At 73.2% G+C, this 26,649-nt stretch carries 23 protein-coding genes; 14 read left to right on the plus strand and 9 right to left on the minus strand.

Features of this window, described 5'->3' with window-relative positions; translation table 11 throughout:
- The first annotated feature begins 41 nt into the window (after nucleotides 1-41).
- From H030_RS0127855 to H030_RS0127890, 8 genes are all read left to right on the plus strand, one after another.
- Nucleotides 42-1,208 carry an MFS transporter gene (locus H030_RS0127855; protein WP_027008543.1) on the plus strand — a complete coding sequence of 389 codons (1,167 nt, stop codon included), beginning with the start codon at nucleotides 42-44 and terminating at the stop codon, nucleotides 1,206-1,208.
- The gene (locus H030_RS35865) at nucleotides 1,205-2,131 is read left to right on the plus strand and encodes an LLM class flavin-dependent oxidoreductase (protein WP_035130461.1); all 927 of its coding nucleotides are present in this window, start codon (nucleotides 1,205-1,207) and stop codon (nucleotides 2,129-2,131) included. The genes H030_RS0127855 and H030_RS35865 overlap by 4 nt, the downstream gene beginning before the upstream one ends.
- 65 nt (nucleotides 2,132-2,196) lie before the next feature.
- Complete coding sequence (locus H030_RS35870) at nucleotides 2,197-3,084, plus strand: helix-turn-helix transcriptional regulator (RefSeq protein WP_051223868.1); 888 nt, start codon at nucleotides 2,197-2,199, stop codon at nucleotides 3,082-3,084.
- Nucleotides 3,085-3,184: 100 nt separating this feature from the next.
- Entirely contained in the window at nucleotides 3,185-3,898 is a 714-nt protein-coding gene (locus tag H030_RS35875) for a hypothetical protein (RefSeq protein ID WP_155892326.1), read from the plus strand.
- Nucleotides 3,899-3,900: 2 nt separating this feature from the next.
- Nucleotides 3,901-5,736: an asparagine synthase (glutamine-hydrolyzing) gene (gene asnB / locus H030_RS0127875; RefSeq protein ID WP_027008544.1), complete on the plus strand. Its 1,836-nt coding sequence runs from the start codon at nucleotides 3,901-3,903 to the stop codon at nucleotides 5,734-5,736.
- Nucleotides 5,733-6,278: a flavin reductase family protein gene (locus H030_RS35880; RefSeq protein WP_051223870.1), complete on the plus strand. Its 546-nt coding sequence runs from the start codon at nucleotides 5,733-5,735 to the stop codon at nucleotides 6,276-6,278. The genes asnB and H030_RS35880 overlap by 4 nt, the downstream gene beginning before the upstream one ends.
- Nucleotides 6,275-7,750, plus strand: a complete 1,476-nt coding sequence (locus tag H030_RS0127885; RefSeq protein WP_035130464.1) for a 4-hydroxyphenylacetate 3-hydroxylase N-terminal domain-containing protein — start codon at nucleotides 6,275-6,277, stop codon at nucleotides 7,748-7,750. Before H030_RS35880 ends, H030_RS0127885 begins: the two co-directional genes overlap by 4 nt.
- Nucleotides 7,747-8,592, plus strand: a complete 846-nt coding sequence (locus H030_RS0127890) for a class I SAM-dependent methyltransferase (protein WP_027008546.1) — start codon at nucleotides 7,747-7,749, stop codon at nucleotides 8,590-8,592. Before H030_RS0127885 ends, H030_RS0127890 begins: the two co-directional genes overlap by 4 nt.
- Here the strand turns inward: H030_RS0127890 and H030_RS35885 are convergent.
- The 7 genes from H030_RS35885 to H030_RS0127925 form a co-directional block, all read right to left on the minus strand.
- Nucleotides 8,528-9,598, minus strand: a complete 1,071-nt coding sequence (locus H030_RS35885; RefSeq protein WP_051223871.1) for an LLM class flavin-dependent oxidoreductase — start codon at nucleotides 9,596-9,598, stop codon at nucleotides 8,528-8,530. The genes H030_RS0127890 and H030_RS35885 overlap by 65 nt on opposite strands.
- Nucleotides 9,595-11,172, minus strand: a complete 1,578-nt coding sequence (locus H030_RS40360) for a dipeptide ABC transporter ATP-binding protein (RefSeq protein ID WP_027008547.1) — start codon at nucleotides 11,170-11,172, stop codon at nucleotides 9,595-9,597. Before H030_RS40360 ends, H030_RS35885 begins: the two co-directional genes overlap by 4 nt.
- Entirely contained in the window at nucleotides 11,169-11,918 is a 750-nt protein-coding gene (locus H030_RS35890; RefSeq protein WP_196809305.1) for an ABC transporter permease, read from the minus strand. The genes H030_RS40360 and H030_RS35890 overlap by 4 nt, the downstream gene beginning before the upstream one ends.
- A gap of 38 nt (nucleotides 11,919-11,956) precedes the next feature.
- Entirely contained in the window at nucleotides 11,957-12,907 is a 951-nt protein-coding gene (locus H030_RS0127910) for an ABC transporter permease (protein WP_027008548.1), read from the minus strand.
- On the minus strand, nucleotides 12,904-14,565 hold the full coding sequence (locus tag H030_RS0127915; RefSeq protein ID WP_027008549.1) for an ABC transporter substrate-binding protein: 1,662 nt from the start codon (nucleotides 14,563-14,565) through the stop codon (nucleotides 12,904-12,906). The genes H030_RS0127910 and H030_RS0127915 overlap by 4 nt, the downstream gene beginning before the upstream one ends.
- A gap of 105 nt (nucleotides 14,566-14,670) precedes the next feature.
- The gene (locus H030_RS35895) at nucleotides 14,671-15,453 is read right to left on the minus strand and encodes an alpha/beta fold hydrolase (protein WP_035130467.1); all 783 of its coding nucleotides are present in this window, start codon (nucleotides 15,451-15,453) and stop codon (nucleotides 14,671-14,673) included.
- An 8-nt stretch (nucleotides 15,454-15,461) separates the two neighbouring features.
- On the minus strand, nucleotides 15,462-16,289 hold the full coding sequence (locus H030_RS0127925; RefSeq protein WP_027008550.1) for a crotonase/enoyl-CoA hydratase family protein: 828 nt from the start codon (nucleotides 16,287-16,289) through the stop codon (nucleotides 15,462-15,464).
- A gap of 42 nt (nucleotides 16,290-16,331) precedes the next feature.
- On the opposite strand from H030_RS0127925, the gene H030_RS0127930 reads away from it, so the two are divergent.
- Entirely contained in the window at nucleotides 16,332-17,762 is a 1,431-nt protein-coding gene (locus H030_RS0127930; RefSeq protein ID WP_035130469.1) for an AMP-binding protein, read from the plus strand.
- Here H030_RS0127930 and H030_RS0127935 read toward each other — a convergent pair.
- Nucleotides 17,759-19,180, minus strand: a complete 1,422-nt coding sequence (locus H030_RS0127935) for an amidase (RefSeq protein WP_035130477.1) — start codon at nucleotides 19,178-19,180, stop codon at nucleotides 17,759-17,761. The two genes, H030_RS0127930 and H030_RS0127935, sit on opposite strands and share 4 nt — an antisense overlap.
- A 130-nt stretch (nucleotides 19,181-19,310) precedes the next feature.
- Between H030_RS0127935 and H030_RS0127940 the strand changes: the two genes are divergently transcribed.
- From H030_RS0127940 to H030_RS0127950, 3 genes are all read left to right on the plus strand, one after another.
- The gene (locus H030_RS0127940; RefSeq protein WP_027008553.1) at nucleotides 19,311-20,042 is read left to right on the plus strand and encodes a hypothetical protein; all 732 of its coding nucleotides are present in this window, start codon (nucleotides 19,311-19,313) and stop codon (nucleotides 20,040-20,042) included.
- A 129-nt stretch (nucleotides 20,043-20,171) separates the two neighbouring features.
- Nucleotides 20,172-21,083 carry a toll/interleukin-1 receptor domain-containing protein gene (locus tag H030_RS38060; RefSeq protein ID WP_231398561.1) on the plus strand — a complete coding sequence of 304 codons (912 nt, stop codon included), beginning with the start codon at nucleotides 20,172-20,174 and terminating at the stop codon, nucleotides 21,081-21,083.
- A gap of 209 nt (nucleotides 21,084-21,292) precedes the next feature.
- Nucleotides 21,293-22,000: a hypothetical protein gene (locus H030_RS0127950; RefSeq protein ID WP_027008554.1), complete on the plus strand. Its 708-nt coding sequence runs from the start codon at nucleotides 21,293-21,295 to the stop codon at nucleotides 21,998-22,000.
- A 3-nt stretch (nucleotides 22,001-22,003) separates the two neighbouring features.
- Here H030_RS0127950 and H030_RS0127955 read toward each other — a convergent pair whose 3' ends face one another.
- The gene (locus H030_RS0127955) at nucleotides 22,004-23,131 is read right to left on the minus strand and encodes a hypothetical protein (RefSeq protein ID WP_155892327.1); all 1,128 of its coding nucleotides are present in this window, start codon (nucleotides 23,129-23,131) and stop codon (nucleotides 22,004-22,006) included.
- A 38-nt stretch (nucleotides 23,132-23,169) separates the two neighbouring features.
- Here H030_RS0127955 and H030_RS0127960 point away from each other — a divergent pair, with 38 nt between their 5' ends.
- Together H030_RS0127960 and H030_RS0127965 are read left to right on the plus strand one after the other, a co-directional pair.
- Nucleotides 23,170-25,983 carry a hypothetical protein gene (locus tag H030_RS0127960; protein WP_155892328.1) on the plus strand — a complete coding sequence of 938 codons (2,814 nt, stop codon included), beginning with the start codon at nucleotides 23,170-23,172 and terminating at the stop codon, nucleotides 25,981-25,983.
- The coding region (locus H030_RS0127965) for a carboxypeptidase-like regulatory domain-containing protein (RefSeq protein WP_027008557.1) at nucleotides 25,983-26,649 on the plus strand (667 nt) is incomplete at its 3' end. The genes H030_RS0127960 and H030_RS0127965, both read left to right, overlap by 1 nt.

A 26,649-nucleotide genomic window follows, 5' to 3' on the forward strand; every position in this document is an offset into this window, starting at 1 on the left:
GTCCTGGCTAACCGGAGAGCCGCTGGCCAGGATGCCTGGGGATGCAGCGTGCCTTGCCCTTCGCCGGCGTCTACCTCGTCCTGTTCCTGATCGGTGCGGAGACGTTCCTGGTGTCGCCGTTGTTGCCGACGATCGCCGACGATCTGGGTGAGCGGGAGGCGGTGGTGGCCACCACGGTCACGGCGTACACGTTGGCGTATGCCTTGAGCGCGCCGTTCCTGAGCCCGGTGTTCGACGCGTATCCGCGGCGGACGGCGATCGGGGTCGGCACGGTGCTGTTCTTGGTGGGGAACGTCCTGGCGGCGGTCGCCGGTGGGATCGTCGTGCTGGTCGGTGCGCGGGTGGTGGGTGCGCTGGGCGCCGCGATCGCGGGGCCGGCGATCTGGGCGCATCTGAGCGAACGGGCGCCGAGCGACGCTCAGGGGCGGATGATCGGCCTCGGGCTCGCGGCGTTCTCCGCCGGGACCGCGCTCGGCGTCCCGGCGGCGAGCCTCGCCGCGGGCACCGGCGGCTGGCGCGCGGCGTTCGCGGTGCTGGCGGTGGCCTCGGCGGCCGCGCTCCCGCTGGTCTGGTGGCAGGCGCGGCCGTCACACGGAGAGGAGGTGCGGGCGCAGGAGGGACGGCCCAGCACGTTCGCCGTCTGGCGCGACCCCGCGCTGCGCAGCGCACTGGCGGTGGTCTTCCTGCTCCAGGGCGCCAACCTCGGGGCCTACACCTTCCTCGGCGCGGTCCTCGACGACCACTTCGACCTCTCGGTCACCACGCTGGGCCTCGTCGGCGTGCTCGTCGGCGTCGGCGGCGCGGCGGGCTCGCTCGTCGCAGGCCGGATCGGCGACAGCACGCGCAACGAGCGCTCGTGGCTGGCGGTCTGGAGCGCGGTCCTCGCCCTCGGCGTCGTCGTCGCGGTCTGGGCGTCCGTGCTCCCGCTCGCCGCGCTCGCCGTCCTGGTCTGGTTCTTCGCCAGCGGCGCCTTCACCGCCACGGCTCAGACGCTGCTCGTCTCGGTCCGCCCCGACCTCGCCGCGATCTCCAGCTCCTGGAACACCGCGCTGCTCTACGCGGGCGCCGCGGCCGGCGTCGCGATCATCCAGGCGCTGCCGGACCGCGACGTCGCGGTCACGCTCGTCGGCGGCGGCCTCGCGCTCGCCGCCGCGGCGCTCGCCCGCAGCCGCGAACACGTCGGCGCGCTGGCGGAGGCGCGCTCATGACCCGCTGGGGCCTGAACCTCCCGCTGCCCGGCCTGCCGCTGCCCGCGCACCGGCCGATCGTCGAGCAGCTCCCCGACCTCGGCTTCGACTCGGTCTGGACCGGCGAGGGCGGCGGCCAGGACGCGTTCACGCCGCTGGCGGCCGCCGCCGCGTGGCAGCCGCGCCTCGGCCTCGGGACCGGCGTCGTCCCCGCCGCGACGCGCGGCCCCGCCGTGCTCGCCCAGACCGCCGCGACGCTCGCCGAGCTCTCCAGCGGACCGGTGCTGCTCGGCGTCGGCTCCTCGGTCCCCGCGCACGTCGAGGCGCTCAACGGCGTGCCGTTCACCAGGCCGCTCACGCACACCAAGGACACGGTCCGGACGCTCAAGCGAAGCCTCTCCGGAGACGGCGCGCCCCGCGTGATCCTCGGCGCCCTGCGCGCGCAGATGCTCCGCTTCGCCTACGACGAGGGCGACGGCGCGATCGTCAACCTCGTCTTCGCCCAAGACCTTCAGGAAGTCCTGGCGCGCGCCGACGCGCCCCGGCCCGGCAAGGAGACGATCGTCAAGCTCTTCGTCTGCCCCACCCCGGACCGCGACCACGCCCGCGCGCACGGCCGCGCGTTCCTGGGGTGGTTGATCAACCAGAGGCCGTACCACGCCTTCCACGCCGAGCTTCCGAACGCACCGCGCCTCGCGAAGTCCCAGCAGCGCTTCGCGCAGGGCGACACCCTCGGCGCCCGCGCCGCGCTCCCCGACGACGTCGTCGACGCGCTCTGGCTCAGCGGCCACCCCGAGGAGATCCGCGAGCAGATCGCCCGCTACCTCCAGCCCGGCGTCACCCGGATCGTCCTCTACGTCGCCCCCACGCCGGAGCTGATCCGCAACCCCTACGCGTTGCCGGACGTCCTGCACGCCATCCGCCCGGAGCCGGCCCGTGTCTGACCTCCGTGCCAATTCGGCATTTCCCACTAAAGCGACCTGGAATAAGTGGTATCGTCTTCCCGGCGGTGACCAACTCCTCCGTCACGCCCCTGCACAAGCCTTCCGCGCCGACACCGGCGCGGAAGGAGCTGGGCTCCTTCCTACGGGCCCACCGCGAGCGGACGTCGCCGGAGCAGGTCGGCCTGCCGTCGACCGGACGGCGCCGGACCTCGGGCCTGCGCCGCGAGGAGGTCGCGACGCTCGCCGGGGTCGGGGTGACCTGGTACACGTGGATCGAGCAGGGTCGCGTCTCGCCCTCCAAGCAGGTGCTGGAGGCGCTGGCCCGGACGCTGCAGCTCAACGCGGCGTCGACCCGGCACCTGATGGGGCTCGCGGGCCTGCAGGCCGACCTCCCGCCGGAGTCGGCCCACGCCGAGGCGACGCGCCGGCTGGAGCCGGTCCTCTCGGCACTGGAGACGACGCCCGCGGTGCTCGTCGACCGGCGCCTGGACATGACGTCCTGGAACCCGGCCTACGCGGCGCTCTGGGGCGACCCGGCGGCGATCGAGCCGCGGCGCCGCAACCTGATGTGGACGCTCGCCGCGAGCCCGCAGCTGAAGGCCACGCTCGTCGACTGGGACGGCTTCGCGCGCACGATCCTCGCGCACTTCCGCGCGCAGACCGCCGTGCGGATGGCGGAGGACCGGACGCGGGAGATCTACGCCGCCCTGCACGAGGACGCACCCGACCTCGCCGACTGGTGGGCGTGCCATGGCGTCGGCGAGCCGGCGTCGCGCGCCACCGAGCTGGCGCTGGCCGGCGATGTCCGGGTCCAGCTGATGACGACGGCGCTGCGGCCCGTCGAGGACCCGGAGGCGCTGCTGCTCCTCCACGCACCGAGGCGCGCGGCCGATCACGCCGCCGTCGCAGCGGCCGTGCGGGCGGCCGCCCGGCCGTTCTCGCAGGTCGGCTGAACGCCGCCCTGCCTCATCGCTGACCCGCCCCACCGCGGCACCGCACGGTGTGCCGTGGCGTCCCCTCACACCTCTTTTCCCACTTTCCCTGTTGAAAAACATGCTCACTGGAAACTACGACTACGAGCTCCGGGTGGCGGAGCCGCGCTGGACCCGCGAACCCCAGCGCGTCGCGATGGACGACGGCGAACGCGCGGCGCTCTGGCGCCGGCGCCTGTTCGAGGCCGAGGCCGGCATGACGCGCCTGCTCGCCGCCCACGCCGACCAGGACCTGATCTCGGCCTGGATCCGGACCCGCTCGGAGATGTTCGGCGGGCTGCCGGACGAGGTCGGCGGCGGCGCCCGCGACTGGCAGGCGATCTTCTTCCGCGCCCAGGCGCTGATGGAGCGCTTCCTGGTCGCTCGCCTCGGCCACGACGCCCTGCGCGACTGGGCCGAGAAGAACTCCGAGGTGTACGCCTTGGTCGAGGGCGGCGGCGCGCCCGACGCCCGCGCGCCGCTCGCGCGGCTGGCCAAGCAGGCCGAGCTGTACGGCTCGCGCTACGCGCTGGAGGACGACGCCACCGCCGACGACGCGACGCTCGAGATCGAGCACTGCGCGATCTGGGACTACCGCCAGAAGGCGGCGGCCCGCGGCGTCCCGCTGACGCTCGCCTCGCCGTGCGAGTTCTGCACCAAGGCGACCTCCGCGCTGATCCGCGCGCACGGCTGCGACGCCGAGCACGAGCTGCTCGGCGACAACCCCGGCGGCCCCGGCTGCCGCTGGCGCGCGACCACACGCGCCGCCGCTTCGACCGACGAACAGGAGTCCTGAGCATGTGCGGAGTGACCGGCTGGGTGGACTTCGACACCGACCTGCGCCACGAGCGCGAGGTCATCGAGGCGATGACGCGGACGCTCGTCCCGCGCGGGCCCGACGCCGGTGAGACCTGGGTCTCGCAGCACGCGGCGCTCGGGCACCGGCGGCTGGCGATCATCGACCTCGCGGGCGGCGCGCAGCCGATGCTCGCCCACGACGACGAGGGCACCGTGATCGCCGCGCTGACGTACTCGGGCGAGGTGTACAACTACCGCGAGCTGCGCACCGAGCTGGAGGCGCGCGGCCACGCGTTCCGGACGCGCTCGGACACCGAGGTCGTCCTGCGCGCGCACCTCGAGTGGGGCGCGGACGCGCCGCGGCGGCTGAACGGCATGTTCGCCTACGGCTACTGGGACGCGCAGGCCCAGGAGCTGACGCTGGTCCGCGACCGGCTCGGCGTCAAGCCGCTGTACTGGTCGCACGCCCCGGCGCGCGTCCTGTTCGGCTCCGAGCCCAAGGCGGTGCTCGCCAACCCGCGCTTCCCGGCCGAGCTGGACGCGTCCGGGATCGCCGAGCTGTTCGCGCTCGCCACCGGGCCGACGCCCGGCCACGGCGTCTATCGAGGGCTGCAGCAAGTCCGGCCCGGGCACCGCGTCGTCTTCTCCCGCGCGGGTGCGCGGGAGGAGCAGTGGTGGTCGCTGACCAGCGCCGAGCACGGCGACGACGAGGAGGCCACGGTCGCCCACGTCCGGCGGCTGGTCGCCGAGGCGGTCGGCCGCCAGATGGAGAGCGACGTGCCGCTCGGGTTCCTGCTCAGCGGCGGCGTCGACTCCAGCGCGATCGTCGCGCTGGCCCGCGAAGCCAACGGCGACGGCGGCGCGCCCGACACCTACTCGGTCGCGTTCCCGCCCGGCGAGGGTCCCGAGAGGCAGGGCGACTGGATCCGCAGCGAGGACGCGCCGTACATCGACGCGGTCGTCCGCCACGTCGGCAGCGAGCACCGCGAGATCGTCGTGCCGGGCACCGAGCTGCTCGCGCACCGCGACGTCGGCCTCGACGCCCGCGACCATCCCGGCTGGGGCGAGCCCGACACCTCGCTGTTCCTGCTCTTCCGCGGCGTGCGCGACGACGTCACGGTCGCGCTCAGCGGCGAGGTCGCCGACGAGGTCTTCGGCGGCTACGTGTTCTTCCACGACGACCAGACCGGTCCGGTCGAGAAGTTCCCGTGGTTGAACGGCGGCTCGTCGAGTCCCACATCGCTGCTGCGCGCCGACGTCGCGGCGGAGGTGAGGCCGCAGGACTACGCCCGCGACCGCCTCCAGGAGGCGCTCGACGAGGTCCCCGCGCTGCCCGGCGAGTCGGCGGCCGACGCGCGCGCCCGGACGCTCTCCTACCTCGCGTTCACGCGCTGGCTCCCGGCGGTCCTGGAGCGCAAGGACCGCATGAGCATGGCGACCGGCCTGGAGGCGCGCGTGCCGTTCGCCGACCACCACCTCGTCGAGTACGTGTGGAACGTGCCGTGGTCGCTGAAGACCATCAACAACGAGCCGAAGGGCCTGCTGCGCAAGGCGGTCGGCGACACGCTCCCCCACGCGGTCCTGCGGCGGCCGAAGAGCGGCTACCCCGCGACGACCGCGCCCGGCTACGCGGCGGAGCTGCGCCGTCGCGTGGAGGAGCTGACCACTCGCGATGCGCGCGTCTTCGAGCTGGTCGACCGCGACGCGGTCCTGCGCCACCTCAGGGACGGCACCCGGATCCCCGGCCCGCGCGCCGCGCCGCACCCGACCGGCGGCCTGGACTTCCTGCTCGCCTTCGACCGCTGGCTGGAGAACTACGAGGTGCGGATCCGATGACGATCGCCACCGAGCCGCGCCACTCCCGCACGCGCGTCCACGCGACGGTCTTCAAGGAGGCGGTCGGGCGGTTCGCGTCCGGCGTCACGGTCGTCGCGGTGCGCCGCGACGGCGAGACGATCGCCAAGACCGTCAGCGCGTTCAGCTCGCTGTCGCTGGACCCGCCGCTGATCGGCGTCGCGATCGGCGGCCACACGCCGCTGGCCGCGCTGCTGCGCGCGGGCGGGGCGTTCGGCGTCAGCGTCCTGGCCGACGACCAGGCCGCGGTGTCGGACTGGTTCGCGCGCCCGTCGCGCGGCGGCACCGCGCCCGCCGCGTTCGTGCACGACCAGCACCCGGAGGCGCCGGTCCTCGACCGCTGCCTCAGCCGGCTGTGCTGCCGCGTGGTCGACGTCGTCGGCACCGGCGACCACGTCGTCGCCGTCGGCGAGGTCCAGGCGGTGCGCACCACCGCCGGCACGCCGCTGCTGCACCACGACGGCCGCTACCACGCGCTCGTTCCCCATCACATCAACAAGCCGCAGGAGGTCCCGACCCCATGACCCTGATCGACGCCGCGCCCCCGCGCGGCCTGCTCGACGGCGCGCGCTACCGCGCCTCGCTGGACGACGGCCGCTCCGTCTGGCTCGACGGCGAGCGCGTCGACGTCGCCACGCACCCGGCGTTCGCGCCGACCGTCGACGAGCTCGCGCGCCAACTCGACCGCCAGCACGACCCGGAGCTGCAGGACGTCCTGACCGTGCTCGATCCCGAGACCGGGCAGCGGATCGCGCGCGGCTACCACCCGCCGCGCGACCTCGACGAGCTGCGCGCGCTGCGCCGCGCGGCCGAGGCCTGGCTCACGGAGTCCTGGGGCCAGCACGGGCGCTCGCCGGTCTTCATGGCCTCGATCGCGACCGGCGTGCTGGACTTCGCGAACCGGCTGGACGCCAACGACCCCAGGCACGGCGCCAACGCCCGCGCCTGGCACCGGTACGTCTCCGAGAACGACCTCGTGCTGACGCACGCGCTCGGCGACCCGCAGATCGACCGGGCCGCGAGCGTCGCCGACAACCCCGACCACGCGCTGCGGATCGTCGGCCGCGACGCCGACGGCGGGCTGACGATCCGCGGCGCCAAGCAGCTGACGACGCTGGCGCCGTACGCGCACGAGGTGCTCGTCTACCTGTCGGCGTCGTTCGCCCAGCGCGAGGCGGAGGACTTCGTGTTGTGGGTGGCCTTGCCGATCAACACCCCTGGGTTGCACGTCCTGGCGCGCGAGCCGTTCGGGCTCGGCGGCCACGGCCACGCGCACCCGCTCGGCGCGCGCTTCGACGAGCAGGACGCGATGCTGTTCTTCGACGACGTCCACGTGCCCGCCGACCGCGTGCTGTTACTGCGCGACGGGCGCCTGGCGCTGGAGGGCCTGGGCCGGATCAACGCCTGGTCCCAATATGTGGGCCAAGTCCGCTACCGCGAGCGGCTGCGCACGCTGCTCGGCGTCGCGACGCTGATCGCCGACGCGATCGGCGTGTCCGACTTCCGCAACATCCAGGAGGACCTGGGCGAGCTGACGTCCTACGTCGAGGTGCTGGGCCATCTCCTGGATGCCGGCGAGGCGACGGCGCGGGTGACCGACTCCGGGCACGTGGCGCCGGGGCCGACGCCGGCGGGCGCGATCTGGTCGGCGGAGGTCGCGAGGCGGTCGCTCGACATCGTGCGGTCGATCGGGCAGTCCGGCGTGCTGATGCAGCCGACGGAGCGCGACCTGACGCAGCCGGAGCTGCGGCCGCTGCTGGAGCGCTACATGCACGGGCGCGACATCGGCGTGGACGAGAAGTCGCGGCTGTTCCGGCTGGCGTGGGACCTGACGGCCGACTCGTTCGGGCAGCGGCAGGACCTGTACGAGGTGGTCCATCGCGGCGACGTCGCGCGCAACCGCATCAACCTGTTCCGGAGGCACGACCAGAGCGACGTGCAGGCGCGGCTGAGGGCGCTGATCGCCGAGCCGCTCGGGGCGGAGGTGTCGGCATGAGCATCCTCGACCGCGCGCGCGACCTCACGGGCTACGACGAGATCGCGCGGCTGCGCCAGGCGCAGGACACCGACTGGGTCCTCGCGCTGGCGGCCGACCAGGCGCCGCGCTCCGTGCTCGACCTCGGCTGCGGGACCGGCACGCTGCTGGCCCGCGCGCTGGAGCGCTGGCCGGATGTTGAACGAGTGGTCGGGATCGACGGCCACGCGGCGCGGGTCGACGAGGCGGGCGCGCGGCTGAGCGGCGACCCGCGCGTGGAGATCCGGCGGGGCGACCTGCTGTCGCTCCCGGCGCTGGGGGAGCAACACGATGTGGTTGCCCTGACCTCGGTCCTGCACTGGCTCTACCCGGACGAGGCGTTGTTGTATGACTGGGTCGCGCGCCACCTGGCGCCGGGCGGGTCGTTCCTGCTGACCACGCACCATCCGCACCCGGAAGAGGACGCCGGCGGGCGCGGCGCGGAGGACGTCGTCGTCGCCGAGGCGCTGGCCGCGCTGGGCGCCGAGGAGCCGGCGGGCGCGGTGCCGATCAGCGAGCGCACGCGGACGCCGGAGGCGATCGCCGCCGCGCTGGACGCGTTCTTCGAGGTCGACGCGATCGAGGAGCGCTACGCCTCGCAGCAGACCGCGAGCGCCGAGCAGCACGCGGCGTTCCACGCGTCCACGTTCGGGACCTACTTCAGCCGGCTGGTCCCGGCCGCCGACGAGGCGCGGTTCTTCGACGAGGTCGGCCGCGCCGCCTGGCGGCGCCAGCAGGAGCGCGGCGAGATCTACCCCATCACCGTGCGGCTGTGGCGGGCGCGGCCCCGCGCACGGCCTCGAGGCAGCGCAGCTCCGCGATGAGCGCGCGGCGCAGCTCGCGGTCCCGCTCGTCTTCCGCCGGGGCCGCGAGCTGCAGCACGTCCACGCCGGCCTCGCGCAAGGCGTACAACTCGCGCGCGACGGTGTCGGGCGCGCCGATCGTCGCGCGCTGAAGGCCCGCGCTGACCTGCTCGGCGGCGGTCGGCCGTGGCGCGCCGGGCGGCGCGACGCGGGCGATCCACTGGGGGTCGCCGACGAGCCCGTCGAGGCCGCGAGCATCTTCTACAAGTCGCTCCGCGGCCGCGTGCGCCGCGTCGTCGCTCTCGCCCAGCAGCAGCCGCGCGTGCATCCAGATCCGCAGCGTGCGGCCGTGCACGGCCGCCTCGCCGCGCACCCGTGCGACCGTCGCGCGGATGCCGTCCGGCGTGTCCGGGACCAACCCGTACACGTCGGCGTAGCGCGCGGCGAGCGCGATCCCGGCGTCGGAGGAGCCGGCGAACGAGAGCTCGGGCCGCGACGGCGGCAGGCCCGACCACGCGTCGCGCACCGGCCAGTGCGGGCCGCCGGCGTCGAACGGCTCGCGCGCGTGCAGCGTGCGCGTGAAGAGGTCCAGGAACTCGGCGGCGCGCTCGTAGCGCTCGGGCTTGCCGAGCGTGTCGCCGTCGCGGCGGACGTCGTCGTCGGACGAGCCGAGGATCAGGTGCACGCCCGCGCGCCCGCCGGAGAGGCGGTCGAGCGTCTGCAGCGCGCGGGCGGCGACGGTCGGCGCGGTCGTCCCGATCCGGTGGGCGAGCGCGACGCGCAGCGTCGTCGTCGACGCCAGCGCCCAGGACGCGACCAGCCACGCGTCCGGCCACGCGCTGGCGGAGACGACCAGCGCGCTCTCGATCCCGTCGGCCTCCTCGGCGCGGGCCGAACGCGCGATGTGCTCCGGGTCGGCGTCGCGGCCGCAGGTGTCGGCCGCGAAGCGCAGCGCGCGGCGCTCCTGTGGCGTCGCGCCCGGATGCGGCGCGGCGCGGATGCCGCCGCGCAGCTCCAGCTCGCTCACGCGGCGACCGCCACCTGCGGCGTCGCCGCCAGCAGCGCGCGCGTGTACGGCTGCTCGGGCGCGGCGAACACGTCCTCGACGTCGCCGGCCTCGACGACCACGCCGTCCTTCAGGACGACGACGCGGTCGCAGACCTCCCGCACGACCGCGAGGTCGTGGGAGATCAGCAGGATCGCCAGCCCGCGCTCGGCCTGCAGCCGCGCGAGCAGCGCCAGGATCTGCGCCTGCGTGCGGACGTCGAGCGCCGAGACCGGCTCGTCGCAGACCAGCGCCGCCGGCTCCGGCACCAGCGCACGGGCGATCGCGACGCGCTGGCGCTGCCCGCCGGAGAGCTGCGCCGGGCGGCGGTCGAGCAGCTCGGCGCCGAGCCCGACCTCGGCCAGCAACGCCCCCAGCACCTCGTCGCGGCGCCGGTCGCTCAGCCGCCGCGCGCGCAGCGCCTCGGCCAGCGACGCGCGGACCGACAGGCGCGGATCGAGCGCGCTCAACGGATCCTGCGGGACGTGCTGGATCGCGCCGCGCAGCGCGCGGCGCCGCTTCTCCGGCAGCGCGCTCCACGGCTCGCCCCGCAACAGGACATCGCCCTGGTCGGGCGCCAGCAGCCCGAGCACGATCCGCGCGACCGTGCTCTTGCCCGACCCCGACTCGCCGACGACCCCCAGCGTCTCCCCCGCCCGCAGCTCCAGCGACACGCCGTCGACCGCGCGTCGCTCCCTGTAGGCCTTGCTCACGTCGCGGACGCGCAGCAACGGCGAGTGCTCGGTCTCCGGTACGACTTCCCGTGTATCCCCTCGTCGCCCGCGTGGGATCGCGTCGAGGAGGGCGCGGGTGACTGGGTGCTCGGGTGCGGTGATGAGGTCGTCGGTCGGGCGTTCCTCGACGACGACGCCGCGGTCCATGACGGCGATGCGGTCGGCGATCTGCGCGACGACGGCGAGGTCGTGGCTGATCAGCAGCAGGCCGCGGCCGCCGGCCTTGAGGTCGCCGAGGAGCTCGAGCACCTGGCGCTGGACGGTGACGTCGAGCGCGGTCGTCGGCTCGTCGGCGATCAGCAGCGGTGGGTCGGCGGCCAGCGCGGAGGCGATCAGGACGCGCTGGCGCAGCCCGCCGCTGAGCGCGTGCGGGTGCTGGCGCAGGCGTTGCTCCGGGTCCGGGATCCCGACCGCGCTCAACAGCTCCAGGACCCGCGCGCGCCGTGCCGCCCTCCCGCGCGGCCCGCCGTGCAGGCGCAGCGGCTCGGCGACCTCGGCCTCGACCGTGCGCAGCGGGTCGAGCGCGGTCAGCGCATCTTGTAGGACAAGTCCCACGGCGCGGCCGCGCAGCGCGCGCCAGCCGCGGTCGTCGAGCGCGCGGGCGTCGCGGCCGCCGATCTGCAGGCGCTGCGCCGACACGCGCGCGGTCGGCCCGGCCAGGCCGAGCAGCGCCCGCGCGGTCGCGCTCTTGCCCGAGCCGGACGCGCCGACCAACGCCAAGCACTCGCCGGGAGCGACCTGGAGGTCGACGCCGTGGACGACCTCGCTCGCCCCGAAGGCGACATGGAGGCCTTGGACATCCAACAGCACGTTGTCGCTCATGGCTCCGCCCGCCGCAGCGCGCGGCCGAGCACGCCGGCCGACACCACCACCGTGACGATCGCCAGCCCCGGGAACGCGACCACCCAGGGCGCGTCGCGCAGGAAGCGCTGGCCGTCGACGAGCATCGAGCCCCACTCCGGCGACGGCGGCCCGGGCCCGAAGCCGAGGTAGCTGAGCCCCGCGCCGGCCAGCACCGCGGTGCCCGCGGTGATCGCCGCCAGCGCCAGGACCGGCCCGAGCGAGTTGGGCAGCACGTGGCGCGCGGCGATCCAGGCCGGGCGGCGGCCGAGCGTCCGCGCCGCGTCCACGTACTCCGTGCGCCGCACGACCAGCACCTGCGAGCGCACCAGCCGCGCGAAGCTCGGGATGTTCGCGAGCCCGACCGCGACCGCGACGTTCGTCGCGCCGGTCCCGAGCGCGACGATCGCGACGAGCGCCAGCAGCAGCTCCGGGATCGCGGCGATGACGTCGATCCCGCGCATCAACGCACCGTCGGCGACGCGGTGGCCGAAGCCCGCCAGCACGCCGATCAGCGCGCCCGCGCCGAGCGCGATCGCCGTCGCGCCGAGGCCGATCAGCAGCGACGTCCGCGCGCCGTGCACGACGCGCGAGAGCACGTCGCGCCCGAGCCGGTCCGTCCCGAACGGGTGCGCGCCGTCGGGCGCGGCGAACGCGCTCCCGAGGTGGACGCCGTTGGGGTCCGGCAGGCCGAAGACGCCGGGGATCAGCGCGATCACCGCAAGCACACCAACAACGCATAGTGCGATAACAACCGCCGGACGCCTCATGCGCGCGCGTGCGTCCGCTGGCGCGGGTCGATCGCCAGGACCAGCAGGTCCACCAACAACGACACGACCGTGAACGCCGCGGCGACCAGCAGCACGACCGCGGCGACGACCGGCACATCGCGCGAGGTCACCGCGGCCAGCAGCACGCGCCCGACGCCGGGCCGCGCGAACACGGTCTCGATCAGCACCGCGCCGCCGAACAGCGCGCCGACCATCCACCCCACCAACGTGGTCGCGCTGACCAGCGCGTGGCGCAGCGCGTGGCGCGTGACCAGCGCGGCCGGGCCGAGCCCGCGCGCGCGGGCGGTCACCGCGAACGGCTGCGCGAGCGCCTCGTCCAGGCCCTGGCGCAGGACCTGCGAGAGCATCCCGGTCAGCGGCACCGCCAGCACCGCAGCGGGCAGGATCAGCCCGGACAGCCCGGTCGCGCCCGCGCCCGGGAAGAGCTTCCACCTGAACGACAGGTAGCTCAGCGCGAGCAGGCCGAGCCAGAACGCGGGCGTCGAGGCGGCGAGCAGCTCGAAGCCGGAGGCCGCGCTGCGCACGGTCCGGCCCCGCCCCGCGGTGAGGACCGCGAGCAGCAGCGACGCGACCACCGCCAGCAGCACCGCGCCCGCGTCGAGCGCGACGGTCGGCCCGATCTGCCCGCGCAGCGCCTGGCCGACCGGCTCGTCGAGCTGGTAGGAGCGCCCGAGGTTGCCCTGGAGCACCTGCCCGAGCCAGTCGAAGTACTGCACCAACAACGGCCTGTCGAACCCGTAGTCGTGCACGATCTGCGCGCGCACGGCCGGCTGCAGGGTCGTCCCGGACCCGGTCACCGCCGCGACCGGGTCCCCCTGGACGACATGCAGGAGCAGGAAGGCGAGCGTCGCCGCGCCCCACATCACGCCGATCCCGGCGACGATGCGGAGCGCGACGTACCGCGCGGTCTCGGCCCGCCCGCTCACGACCCCGTGACGGACAGGTCGTAGAACAACGGCCAGCCGTTGGCGTCGAACGTCAGCCCCTGGACGCGGTCGCGGACCGCGATCTGGCGCTGCGGGACGCCGGTCGGCAGCGCGTCGCCGTCCTCGATCAGCCGGTGCTGGACCTTGGCGTAGTCGGCCTTGCGGACCTCGTTGTCGGTCGAGCCGGCCGCGTCGCGCAGCCACGTGTCGACCTCGTGGTCATGCAGGCGCGACGCGTTGTCGCCGCCGTCGTCGAACAGCTGGCTGGAGTCGAACAGCGTGCGCAGGAGGTCCGGGTCGCCCCCGCCCCAGGCGAAGCCGATCAACCCGTACTTGCCCGCGTTGCGCACCGGCTCGTAGGCCGCGGAGTCCATGGGCACCAACTTGAGCTCGATGCCCGCCTTCTTGAGGTCGGCCTGCAGCGCCTGGTCCAGCGACGCGCGATCCTCGGACGTGTACTCGGGCACGTACAACAACTTGGTCGACAGGCGCCTGCCGTCCTTGGTCCGGTAGCCGTCGCCGTCGCGGCCGGTCCAGCCCGCCTGGTCGAGCAGCGCCGCGGCGGCCTTGGGGTCGTAGCCCCAGGTGCCCTTCAGCGTCGGGTCGTAGCCGAGCGTCGGCGGCGTCAGGACGCTCCACGCGCGGTCGTAGCGGCCGAAGTACACCGTCTTGACCGCGGCGTCGAGGTCGAACGACCTCTGGACGGCGAGGCGCAGGTCCTTCTGGGAGAAGAGCGGGTCCTCGGTGTTCAAGAAGTAGGTGTAGCCGAGGCCCGGCGTCGCCGTGCTCTGGATCTTGATGCCCGACGCGCCGGTGAGCTGCTCGACCTGGTCCGGCGGGACGAAGTCCGCGAGGTCGGTCTGGCCGCTCTTGACGCCGCCGACGCGGACGGTCGGGTCGGCGACGAACTTGACGTCGATGCGGTCGAGGTTCGCCGCGCCCTGGTGGGCGGCGTTGGACGCGGCCCAGGCGTAGTCCGGGTTGCGCTGGAGCGTCAGGCCCTGGCCGCGCGTGTAGGACGCGAGCGTGAACGGGCCGGTGCCGACCTGGCTGTCGGCGGCGCAGAGGCTCGACCCGTGGGCCCTGATCGAGGCCGGCGAGTGGAAGCCGAGGTAGGTCGTGCTCGCCGAGTGCAGGAACGAGCCGAAGCGCTGCTTGAAGTCGACCTCGACGGTGTCGGCGTCGACCACCTTGCTGCCCGCGTAGGGGCCGAGCAGCGCGATCGCGAACTTCGACTTGGTCTTGGGGTCGGCGATCCGGTCGAGGTTCTGCTTGACCGACGCGGCGTCGAACGTCCCGCCGTCGGTGTACCTGACGCCCCTGCGCAGCGTGAAGGTGTAGGCCTTGCCGTCAGGCGAGATCGTCCACTTCGTGGCCAGCCACGGGCCGTAGCTGCCGTCCTTGCGCTGGACGACGAGCGAGTCGTACACGTTGCGCAGGATCACGCCGGTGACGTCGGCCTGGGAGACCTGCGGGTCGAAGCAGTCGACCTCCTTGTCGGTGGCGAAGGTGACCTTGCCACCGGACGACGGCTGGGCGGCGCCGGTGGCCGATGTGGAGCCGGAGGCCCTCGTGCTGGTGCTCCCGCAACCCGTGAGGACGGGCGTGGCGAGCAGGGCGGCAACGAGAGCGAGCAGCGGCAGACGGGTGGAGTTCATGGACCTCAGGAAGGCGGTTGGACATCATTTCCAAGTAAGTTGGTCGAAAATAACAGCTATACCCGCGTTGAACATCAACAAGGGTGGTGGCGTGAGTAACAGGATCTAGGCTGACAGGAACGCCTGCAGTGCCTGGAGCGTCTGCTCCGGGGCCTCTCCGGGGAGGTCGTGCCCGCAGTCGAGAGCGTGGCCCTGGACGTCATGGGCCCAGCGGCGCCAGACGGCCAGCGGGTCCTCGCCGCGGCCGACCATCGTCCGCGTGCCCCACAGGACGAGCAGCGGCGCGGCGATCCGCCGGCCCGCCGCGGCATCGGCCTCGTCGTGCTCGCGGTCGATCGTGAACATCGCGCGGTAGTCCTCGCACCACGCGTGGACCGTGTCGGGGTCGCCGTCGAGCATGCCTTCCGGGATGGGGTGCGGCGCGGAGAGGAAGAACCACCACCACGCGGCGCGGGCGACGTCGGCGTCGATGCGGCGGAGCGCCTCGAGCGTCGGCAGGATGTCGAGGACGGCGAGCTTCGTGACGGCGCCGGGGTGGTCGAGCGCCATGCGGTAGGCGGTGCGCGCGCCGCGGTCGTGGCCGACGACGGCGAAGCGCTCGAAGCCGAGCGACGCCATCACCTTGACTTGATCCTGCGCGAACGCGCGCTTGCTGTGGCGCGCGTGGTCCGGGGTCGACGGCGGCTTGCCGCTGGCGCCGTACCCCGTCAGGTCGGTCGCGACGACCGTGAAGTCCGCCGCGAGCACCGGCGCGACGTGGCGCCACGTCGTGTGCGTCTGCGGCCAGCCGTGCAACAGCAGCACCGGCCGGCCGGCGCCCGTCACCTCGGCGTGGATCGTCGTGTCGCCGACCGGGACGTCGTAGGTGCGGGGCGCGGGCGCCGTCACGGCGCCGGCTAGGACGGATCCACGAAGACCGGCGGCTCGCCGGACATCCCGGCCGTGACGGCGGCGATCTGGTTCTGGCCGCCGATCAGCTGCGCCTGCAGCTCCGACTCCATCAACAACGCCGCGGCGCGGTCGTCCGACACCCACGTCTCCTCGTAGAGGCGCTTCGCGCGGCGCGTCGCGTCCGGCGACTTGCCGGCGATCTCGGTCGCCAGCTCCAGCGCGGCGGCCAGCGGGTCGTCGGCGGTGCGGGTCACCAACCCGAGCTCGGCCGCCTCGGCGCCGCTCACCACGCGGCCCGTGAACGTCAGCTCCTTGGCGCGGTCGATCGGCATCAGCCGCGGCAGCGTCTGCGTGATCCCCATGTCCGGGACCAGGCCCCAGCGCGTCTCCATGATCGACAGCCTGGCGTCGGGCGCCGCGATCCGGATGTCGCCGCCGAGCGCGATCTGCAGCCCGCCGCCGAAGCAGTTTCCGTGGATCGCGACGATCACCGGCGCCTTGACCTGGATCCAGTCGAAGGCCGCGCGCTGCGGCAGGTTCGCCAGCCCGTCCTCGCCCTCACGCGCGACAAGCTGGTCGGCGGTCAGGCGCCCGGACTGCATCATCGAGACGACGTCCAGGCCCGAGCAGAACGACTTGCCCTCGCCGTGCAGGACGACCGCCCGGACGCCCGGCGCGTCGCGCAGCTGCCCGGCCGCGCCGACGATCTGCTCGAACATCGCGAGGTCCAGCGCGTTGTGCTTGGCCCCGCGCATTAGCGTGACGACCGCCACGCCGTCGTCGCCGACCTGGACCCGGACGCGCTCCTGCTGCTCCTGCTGCTCCTCGCTCATGCCCGGAACCCTACGACGCGGGCGGGCCGTAAGGTGCGTCCCATGCTCCTGCCGCCGCTGCACGATCCCTCCGGCCGCCGCGCGGTCCGCTTCCCGGATGGGGAGCTGAGCTACGCGGAGCTGCGCGCGCGGGCCGACGCGGTGGCGACGGCGCTGGGCGACGGCTCCGGTGCGCCGGTCGCGGTCTGGGCGGAGCCGACGCTGGCGACCGTTGTTGGTGTGGTCGGTGCGCTGGCCGCGGGACGCGCGGTGCTGCCGATCAGCCCGAGGGCCGGCGAGGGCGAGTTGGGGCACATCGTCGGCGACGCCCGGCCGGACGTGCTGCTCGCGCCGGGCGACGCGGAGATCGCGCTCGACCTCCCGCGCCTGGACCCGCTGGCGCTGGAGCCGGCGCCGGCCGCCGCGACCCCGCCCGCCGCCGAGGTTCCGGACAGCGCGGCCGCGCTCGTCATCTACACCTCCGGGACGACCGGGCCGCCGAAGGGCGTCGTGCTGTCGCGCGGTGCGCTGGCCGCCAACCTCGACGCGCTCGCGGAGCTGTGGGGCTGGACCGGCGACGACGAGGTCGTCCAGGCGCTGCCGCTGTTCCATGTGCATGGCCTCGTCCTCGGCGTGCTCGGGCCGCTGCGGCGCGGCGGGTCCGTCACGCATCTCGGGCGCTTCGACGCGCAGGCGGTCGCGGCGGCGCTGGCGTCCGGCGGCACGATGCTGTTCGCGGTCCCGACGATGTACCACCGCCTCGCCGCGGTCGCCGCCGAGGACACGGCGGTCGCCCAAGCGCTCGGCGGCGCGCGGCTGCTCGTCTCCGGCTCCGCGGCGCTGGCCGCCGAGCTGCACGACCGCCTCACCGAGCTCACCGGCCAGGCCGTCGTCGAGCGCTACGGGATGAGCGAGACGCTGATGATCGCCTCCACCCTGCCGGGCGCGCCGCAGCCGGGGCGCGTCGGCTTCGCGGTCCCGGGCGTCGAGATCGAGCTGCGCGACGACGACGGCGCGCCGGTCCCGGCCGACGACGCGACGGTCGGCGCGGTCTGGGTCCGCGGCCCCTCGCTGCTGAGCGAGTACCTCAACCTGCCTGAGGCCAGCGCCAGCGCGCTGCGCGACGGCTGGTTCGAGACCGGCGACCTCGGGACCTTCGACGCCGCGCGCTCGCTGCGCCTCGTCGGCCGCCGCTCGACCGACCTCATCAAGAGCGGCGGCTTCCGCATCGGCGCGGGCGAGATCGAGGGCGCGCTGCTGGAGCACCCGGCCGTCGACCAGGCCGCGGTCCTCGGGCTGCCCGACGACGACCTCGGCGAGCGGATCGTCGCCTGGATCGTCCCGGCCGCGGGGGCCGAGCGCGACCCGGACGCGCTGATCGCCCACGTCGCCCAGCAGCTGGCGCCCTACAAGCGCCCGCGCGAAGTGCGGTATGTCGACGACCTGCCGCGCAACGCGATGGGCAAGGTCCAGAAGCGGTTGTTGGTGGACTAGAGCTGCGGGCGGCGCGCGCCGAAGCCCGTCGCCGCCTCCCACGCCGCGGCGATCTGCAGCAGGCGCCGGTCGCCGCGGAAGCGGCCGAGCAGCTGAAGGCCTACAGGTAGCCCCTCGGGCGTGAACCCGCCCGGGACCGCCGCGATCGGATGGGCGCTGACCGTCAGCCGCGAGCACGCGCGCATCCACCCGAGGTAGTGCGGCATCTCGACCCCATCAACATGAGTCGGGTACGGCAGCTCCGCGTCGAACGGGACGACCTGCGCGGCGGGCGCGACGAGCACGTCGTAGTCCTCCATCAACTTCGCGACCCGCCGGAAGACCGCGCCGCGCGCGGCCTGCGCCCGCGCGATCGCCGGGCCGTCGAGCGCCCGGCCCAGCTCGGCGTTCCAGATGATGGTGTCCTTGAGCTGGGCGCGGGCGGCGTCCGGCAGCTCCTCGAAGACCAGGCGCGCGAAGCCGATCGCGCGCAGCGTCTCGAACGCGTCGTCGGCGGCGGCGCCGACGTCGTCGAGCGCGACCTCCTCGACGTGCGCGCCCTCGGCGGCGAAGCGGTCGCGCGCCTCGTCGACGACCGCCCGGACCGCAGGGTCGATCGGCAGCCCGCCGACGTCCGGGCACCACGCGACGCGCAGCCCGTGCAGCTCGGCGGGCGCCAGTTCGGCGAACGCGCCGGGCGCGTCGTGGTCGTGCGACAGCGGGTCGCGCGGGTCCGGGCCGGCGATCGCGGTCAGCATCAGCCCGAGGTCGCCGACCGTCCGCGCCAGCGGGCCGACGACCGCCGCGACGTCCCAGACGTCGCCGCCCGGCCCCGGGTCCGGGACCAGGCCCGGCGTCGGGCGCAGACCGACGACGTTGTTGAACGACGCGGGGTTGCGGATCGAGCCGCCGTGGTCGGAGCCGTCGGCGATCGGCAGCATGCCGGTGGCCAGCGCCGCGCCCGCGCCGCCGCTCGAACCGCCCGCGCTGCGGGTCAGGTCGTAGGGGTTGCGCGTCGTCCCGAAGACCTCGTTGAACGTGTGCGAGCCCGCGCCCAGCTCGGGCGTGTTGGTCTTCCCCACCACGATCGCACCCGCCGCGCGCAGCCGCGCGACCAGCGGCGAGTCGCGCTTCGGGACGTGCTCGGCGAACGCCTTCGAGCCGTACGTCGTCCGGATCCCGGCCGTGTCCTCGAGGTCCTTGATCGCGATCGGCAGCCCGTGCAGCGGGCCGAGCACCGCACCGGGCGCCGCGGCCCGCGCGTCGGCCTCCTCAGCCTCGCGCAGCGCCGCCTCCGGCCGCAGCGAGACAATGGCATTGACTCGGTCGTTGACCGCATCGATCCGCTCCAGGTGCGCGGCGACCACCTCGCGCGCCGACAGCTCACGTCGCGCGACCGCCGCGACGAGGTCGCGGGCGGTCCACCAGTGCAGGTCCATTGGTACGACCACCCTACCGCCTCGCGATTGCCGCAATCCGCTCTCGGTCAACGAGAGCGCACCTCACCGGCCCGCTCCGACCCCACCGAACGCGAAGGAGCTCTGAGCGCCGCCCCGAAGGTCGTTCACCGTGACCGATCTCCCCAGCGAAGACCTGCTCGAGCGCGCGCTCTCCGGCCAGACGCCGCTGATGCACGTCCTGGAGCGCTTGCTCGCGCACGCGGAACGGCTGTCGCTCGGCCACTGGGTGAGAGAGCTCGTCTGGAGGCGTCGCCCCGACGAGGCCTGCAGGGCCGACTTCCGTATCGAGACCGTCTGGCGGTACCGGGCGGGGCGCGCGCTTGACGTCTACATCTTGGTGTGGATCGTGATCGAGCTGGTGGTTCTGGCGGTCGCCCATCGGCTGCCCGCTGTCGCGGTACTTCTGGCGACGTACCGGCTCGTCGAGATCGTCCAGGTATTCGCCAATGCTGTGCTCTTCGACGAGTACCGCCAGCTGAGAGCGGGCTACGTCAAGGAGTACATGGTGCTGTCGGCTCAGCGGACGATCGTCCACAGCGTCCTGCTGCTCGGCGAGGCGATTCTCTGCTTCGCGATCTTGTACTCCGCTGCTCGCGGATCGTTCACCGGCACCGGGATCCACGACTCGATCGACGCCCTCGACGCGTCGCTCCGGACCATCACGACGGTGGGCACTTCGGCGGTCGCGACGGGCTGGTTCCGGCTGGTCGTGGACATCGAGCCGGTCTTCGGGCTGCTCTTCGCCGGCACCGTCCTGACGCGTGCTTTCAGCGCCATGCCGTCCGTGCAAGACACGAAGCGGGCGCTCGATCGGCACAGCCGCGATGCCGACGCGTGGTGAAGCCGCGCCTTCGCGATCTCGAACACAGCCATCGCACGCCGGCCGGTTTTCCTGTTGAATGCGCGCCGAGGAGCTCGGAGTGATCAGGACGATCGATAGCGGTGGCCACGGATGCCGGACAGCTCGGCGATGAGCGCCGTCTCGCAATCACGCGTGCCGCGACTGAGGGGCAGAGAGCGCCCGCCGCGCGTGTTCATCTGCTATCGGCGCGACGACACTCGCCATCTCGTGTCTGGTCTCGCCGCCGGACTCGCCAGCAGCATGCGTGGCAGTCGCATCTTCGTGGATCGCGGCTCGATCCCGATCGGAGCCGTCGTGCAGCCCACGATCGAGGAGGAGATCGAGAGCAGCGACGTCGTGCTGGCGGTGATCGGCCCTGGCTGGCTCACCATCACCGGCCCCGATGGCAGCAGACGCCTCGACGATCCGCGCGACTACGTCCACGCGGAGATCGCCGCCGCGCTGCGGCGCGGGAAGCACGTCATCCCGGTCTTGGTCGATGGAGCGTCGATGCCGCTTCAGGACGAGCTCCCTCCGGAGATCGCCGAACTGGCGGGAAGGCAGGCGAAGCGCCTCCACGACGACGGCCCCGAGGAGTTCGCGGAGTTCGGGCACCAGCTGACGGCGGCCGTCCGAAGCTTCCGACGCAGGCAAGAGGAGCAGCGGCAGCACCAGCGGACATCGTCGCGCCGGCGACGGCTCCCCGGCTTGGTGGTCATCGCGATCACGTTGTGCTTCGGCGCGGGGCTCGGCGTCGCCGCGCTCGTGCCCGGCGATTCGCCCGACCGGCCGCTGACAGGCTCCCTGCCCATCTTGGGCGCTCCTTCGGTGGCGATTGAGGTGCCCGAGTTCTCGGGATCGGTCCCAGATCTGAAAAGGGACAAGGCGAGGCCGAGGCCAAGGCCGAGCACGTCGACTGGATCGTCGGCCGCCGGCAACACGAGGCCGACACCCACCACCTCCACCGGCACTGCGACCGGCTCGACAGGCGGAAGCGCGCCGCCGCCGTCGGGCGAGGGCCCGCTCGAGGGCACGTCGTGACCTGGAACCGGGCCGGTCTGGCCGCGGTGGTTGGAAGCTGCATCGTCGCCGCAGCGGTCGGCGCGTCGGTCGGCCACCACAGCCACAGGTCATCCAAGGCCGCACCTCCGCATCGACTGGCATCCCGCGCGCTCAGCCTGACCTACCGGGATCCATGGTCTCCTTCATCCGGAGGTGCGGTCCCCGGGCTCCGCCTCGATCAACGGCTGATGCTGCAGGTGCCCGCGAGCGGCCTCCAGCTCGTAGCCGGCACCGCGCAGGTCGACGACCCGAAGCTGCTTCCTGCGAGGTTCCGGCATACGCTCCGCAGCACGGGCAGCTTCGACCGTGTGCGCATCGGTTCGGCCGACGGACTGCGCTACCCCCGCATCATGCAGAGGGACGGCACGACGCTCTCCCTCGTAGTCATCCCGACTCGCACCGCAGCGGCCTACGTCGTCTGCCATCGGCCGGGGCATGGCATCGCCGACGCGGACGAGGCGAGCTGCGCCGCGGTGGCGCGCACCATCGTGTTGCGAAGCAGGCTACGGACGCTGGCTCCGAATGCCGGTTACGCCAGCGCCGTCGGTCACGCGCTGGCCTCGATCGGATCCGTGCGCCGCGATGGGTTCGACACGGTGGAGGCAGCCTCGACACCGGCCGCGCAGGCGACCGCGCTCCACAGCCTCGGCCGCACCTGCCAGAAACATGCCGCTGCGGTCCGTGACCTCCCGGCCGGTCCGCAAGAGCGCGCGCTTCAGCGGACGCTTGCCGCCTCGGTCGACACGTTGTGCGATGACTTCAGGGCCATGGCCTCGGCAGCCGCGCGCCACGACCGGTCGGCCTACGACCGAGCCGCCAAGGGCAGCGCGACGGCCGCTGACTCAATAGCGGACGCGACCCGTGCCTTCAGCGCCGCCGGCTACGCCCTCGGCTGAGGCTCACTGGCAGCCGCGCCCGGCCTTGGGCGGCCTGCCGGTCGACGGAACGAGGCACTTGGTCTGCCGGACGCCTGCGCCCTTCGACGTGATCCGCCACCGGAACTGCACGCCGATCGCGCCGGCCCGCCTCACGGTCACGGTGAGGATCGACCCGAGCGGAACGGGTGCGCCGGCGAAGTTCTTGGTGAACGACGTCTTGGCGGTTCGCAGCCGGCGCGAGGCGTGATGGCCGCAGCACCCGGCCGTCGCCGTGCCCCCACCGTGGTCTGTGTCGACGATCGACAGATCGGTCACCTTCAAGCCGCCCGCGACGCGTCGCCAGCTGAACGTCGGCGCGACGTTCACATCGGGCAGGCATCCGTTAAGGCGTGCGACGCCCTTGGTCCCAACGCACTTGTCGACCGCGTCGAGCACCTTGTCCCGGTCGCGGTCCTCGAGGAACTGCTCGGTGAACTGCACCTCGCCGCCGGCCGGTCCAGCGCCGGCATCGACGCCGCCGAGTTGGACGGTGTACGCCTCACCCTTGTCGAGCCAGGCGTCCATCTGGTCCTGCACGCCGCTCTGGTTGACGCACGCGATCCGCTTCCCCAGCCGAAGCGTGCGCGGGTCGTACTTGTAGAGGGCGATCACACCGTCACGACCGGCTGACTGCAGCCGGACCGCACCATGCTGATCCGGCGTGATGTCGTACCAGAGCGTCCGGCCGTAGCTGACCCCGGCGCAGCTGGTCTGCTCCGGACCGCCACCGGCGCCCGTCGGCGCGAGGAGGTCGGTCTGCACCGTCGCAGCGGTCGCGTCCTGGACGTTGAGCGTCGGTTGACGGGGCGTCCGGTGCTGTGGGTCCTCGAGCCGGAGGGACTTCAGGTAGTCGTCGTTGACCGGCGAGGGGGCGTCCGCGCCAGCCGCCGCGACGAGTGAACCCAACAGGAAGCACGTAAGGAACACGCACCCTGTTGCTACGCGCATCGTTGTGAATCGCTGCATGAAGCCCGGCACGGCGGCGATCCTATCGCCATACCTGGTCCGAAGCACTGGATTTTTCCTGTTCACTGCACAATTGCTTGGTAGGCTCGCCGCTCTTCGGTGACCCGGGAGCGGAGCGGCCGTGGCTGAGGCACGGCCGATCAAGGATGAGGAAACGGATCGCAACGTTCGTGATCGTGGCCATGGCCGGCCTGCTCGGCGCCACGTCAGCACATGCCGAATACGCGGACGTCAGCAGCGCCGGCGTGCTCGCCGACGCTGCTTCGGCGCCGGTCGGGATCAGCGACGACGGCCGTTACGTGCTGTTCAGCTCGGCCGCGACCAACCTCGTCGCCGGCTCACCGTCGGGCACGCAGGCGTACTTCCGCGACCGCCTGGCCGGGACCACGACGCTGCCCGCACCTGGTTACCTCCCCGTGGCGATGAGCTCGAGCGGTCGATTCCTCCTGCTCAGCAGGAATGGGCTGTTCGTCTTCGACCGAGTCGGGGGCGGCGCGGAACGGGCCGACGTCTCGACCGCCGGCGTCCCCGCAAGCTCCGCCGGATCGGCCACCGCCGGCGCGATCAGCGCGGACGGCCGCTTCGTGGTGTTCTCGTCGACCGCTTCCAACCTCGTCGCCGGAGACGCCAACGGCGCGCGAGACGTCTTCCTGCGGGATCGGCAGACGGGAACGACGACGCTCGTCAGCAGCGACACCCAAGGGACTCCGGGCTCCGGGGACAGCACGAGCGCGGCGGTCAGCGCCGACGGCTCCGTGACCAGCTTCAGCTCCGACGCGAGCGACCTCGTCGCCGGCGACGACAACGGCGACGCCGACGTCTTCGCCCGCCCGCTTGGGGGTGCGACCGCTCTGACCAGCGTCGACAGCACAGGGCTGCAGGGTCCGTCGGCACCGCCGACGCAGTGTGCTCAGTCAGCGCTCAACACCAATGGCCGTTTTGTCGCCTTCAGCTGCGGAGCACCAAACCTCGCCGCCCCCGACCTCACCGACGACCAGCGAACGGATCACGCTTACCTCCGCGATCGTGTCGCCGGCACGACAGTCCGCGCCGACGTCGACGCCTCCGGCGCAGTGCTCTCGGCCACGGGCCAGCTGCTGAGCCCGACCATCAGCGGCGACGGGCGGCGTGCCGCCTATTGGGCGAACGCGACGTTCCCAGGGCACATCGTTCTGTGGGACGCCGTGCCTGACGGACGGGCCCGGCTGCTCGACGTGCGTGGTCAGGCGCCGCTGCTCAGCAGCGACGGGCTAGTCCTCGCCTACCAGGACATCCCGACGTCGTCCAGCACAGCGCATGTCGGGGTCCTCGCGCTCGGCGCACCGGTCACGGACACGCAGCCTCCGACGGTCAGCTGCGCAGCGCCCGACCGCGCGTGGCACGCGACGGACGTCGCGGTCGCCTGCACGGCGAGCGACTCGGGCTCGGGTCTGGCCGACGGCGGCTCGGCGAGCTTCACGCTTTCGACCTCGGTACCGCCGGGCACCGAGACGACCGAAGCGACGACCTCCGCCCGAACCGTGTGTGACCTGGCCGGCAATTGCACGACGGCCGGACCCGTTGGCCCCGTGCAGGTGGACCGCAAGAGCCCTTTGGTCTCATGCGACGGGATACCGGCATTGCTGTCGCGGCTCGAGGCCAACGTCGTCGCGTCGTGCACGGCAACGGATGGCGGCTCGGGGCTGGCCGACGCGAGCGGCCAGTTCGTCCTGCGCACCACCGTGGCCGGCGGCGCGACCGACCTCGCTGCGATGACGTCGTCGCACACCGAGTGCGATCTCGTCGGCAACTGCGCCACGACGGGACCGTTCGGACCGTTCCTCGTCGACCGTCTCGCCGCACCGCCCGACGAGCGCGACAGCGACTCCGACGGCATCGACGACGCGGCGGACCAGTGTCCGCTGACCGCCGGAGCCTGCTCAGCAGAGGACGCGGTCCCGCTGCCGGCGAGCAGCGAGCGCGCCGCCTCGGTTCGTGCGGCGGTGGGTGCGGCGTTGGCGACGTGCTCGGCCCCGGGACAACCGTCGGCGTTGAGCTCGGTCGCCACCGCGGCATCGAAGAAGGCCGGCGCGGCCGCCGGCACGGCGATCCGCGCGCTGGCGAAGGCCACGTGCTCGTCCTCGCTCACCACGGGAGCGGCTGCCCTCATGGACGCCGACAAGGCACCGAGGGCCCGCACTGCGGCGGTTGGTGCATCTGCCGACCTCAGCCCCTACTTCGCGCAGCCTCGCGATCTCGGCGCGAGCATCGAGCGCAGCCTGAGGATATGCAAGAAGGCGTCGTGCAGGAAGATCGTCACGGCCGCGGTGAAGGCCGCGCAGAGCGCAAGCGAGGCCGGCGCCGACGCCGTCGCCCTGGCTGTTGCGCGGACGCGACTGCGTCAGGCCCGTGCCGCCGGTGACACCCAGGCCGGAGTGGCTCAGGCCGCTCTGGTCCGCGTTTACGAGGGCAGCGTGTCGACGTCCCAGGATGCGCGTGCCGCGGCCTACACCACGTTCGGGAAGGCGACGTCGGCCGCCGGAGTGAGCACGAGCCTCTCGTCAGGACCTCAGGCCGAGAGCCAGAGGTCGCTGAGCAAGGGAACGGCCATCCCCGGGCAGGTACGGCAGGACCTTCAACCCGCCGGGCTCGGCAGCACCGATGTCACCGCGGCGCTCGTCCAGTCGGACCTCAACGCCAAGCAGCCGACGGTCACCGCCGCCACCGCGCGGAAGCCGAGGACGAAGAGCCGACAGCGGATCGCCAAGGCACTCGCCTATGACGCTGTCGCACGTGTCGTCATCGTCCTGGCGGCCCGCCACGAGCTCTCCTTCGTCGTGACAGGCCGGTTGCTCAACGCGCTCGACGCTGCGCGCACCTCCTGCACGGTCGGCGAGCGCAACGCGGCCCTGCGCGACTTCGCGGCCGCCGCGACCGGCACGAAGGCCGCCGCGTTCATCACCACGTCTGTCCAGCTCCTGCAAGCGAACACGGCCCTCGCGCCGAGGTGCCATTGATGCGTTCCGCCCGCCTGCTGATCCTGATGATCGGCCTGCTGCTGCTGACGACGGCATCGACGGCGGTTGCCGCACAGGTGACCGGAGTCGTTAGCGCACTTCCGGGAACCGGCCCTGTCGGCGGCGTCGCCGTGACGGTCCGCGACCACACCACGACGGCGATCGTCGCGGGGGCGACGACAGACGTGGCCGGCAACTACGCGGTGACCGTTCCCAACGGCGACTACGACTTCACGTTCCAACCACCGCCGCTTTCGGGCTTCCACACGACAACGGGTCCGACCGTCCACGTCAGCGGCGATCGGACGTTCAGCATCGGGATGACGAAGGAGGGCGTCTTTCGGTTTGCGGGGGTGGTGCGAGACGCAGACGGTCACCCTCTCCCAAGCGTCAGCGTCACCCTCAAGAGCTCATCGACAAGCGCAACCACCCAGTCAGCCAGCGACGGCTCCTACGCCTTGGCCGTCACCGCCGGCAACTACTCCGTGGCGCTCTCCAGCAACACCGGCAACGGCTACAGCGTCCCCAACAGCTTCTACACCAACAACTCCACTCAGACGCTCGCCATCACCGGAGACCGCGACCAAGACATCACCCTCCCAGCCCACAACGTCACCATCAACGTCACCGGACCAGACGGCCGACCCATCGCCGGCACCTCCATCA

This window comes from Conexibacter woesei Iso977N (assembly GCF_000424625.1).
Lineage (GTDB): Bacteria > Actinomycetota > Thermoleophilia > Solirubrobacterales > Solirubrobacteraceae > Baekduia > Baekduia woesei_A.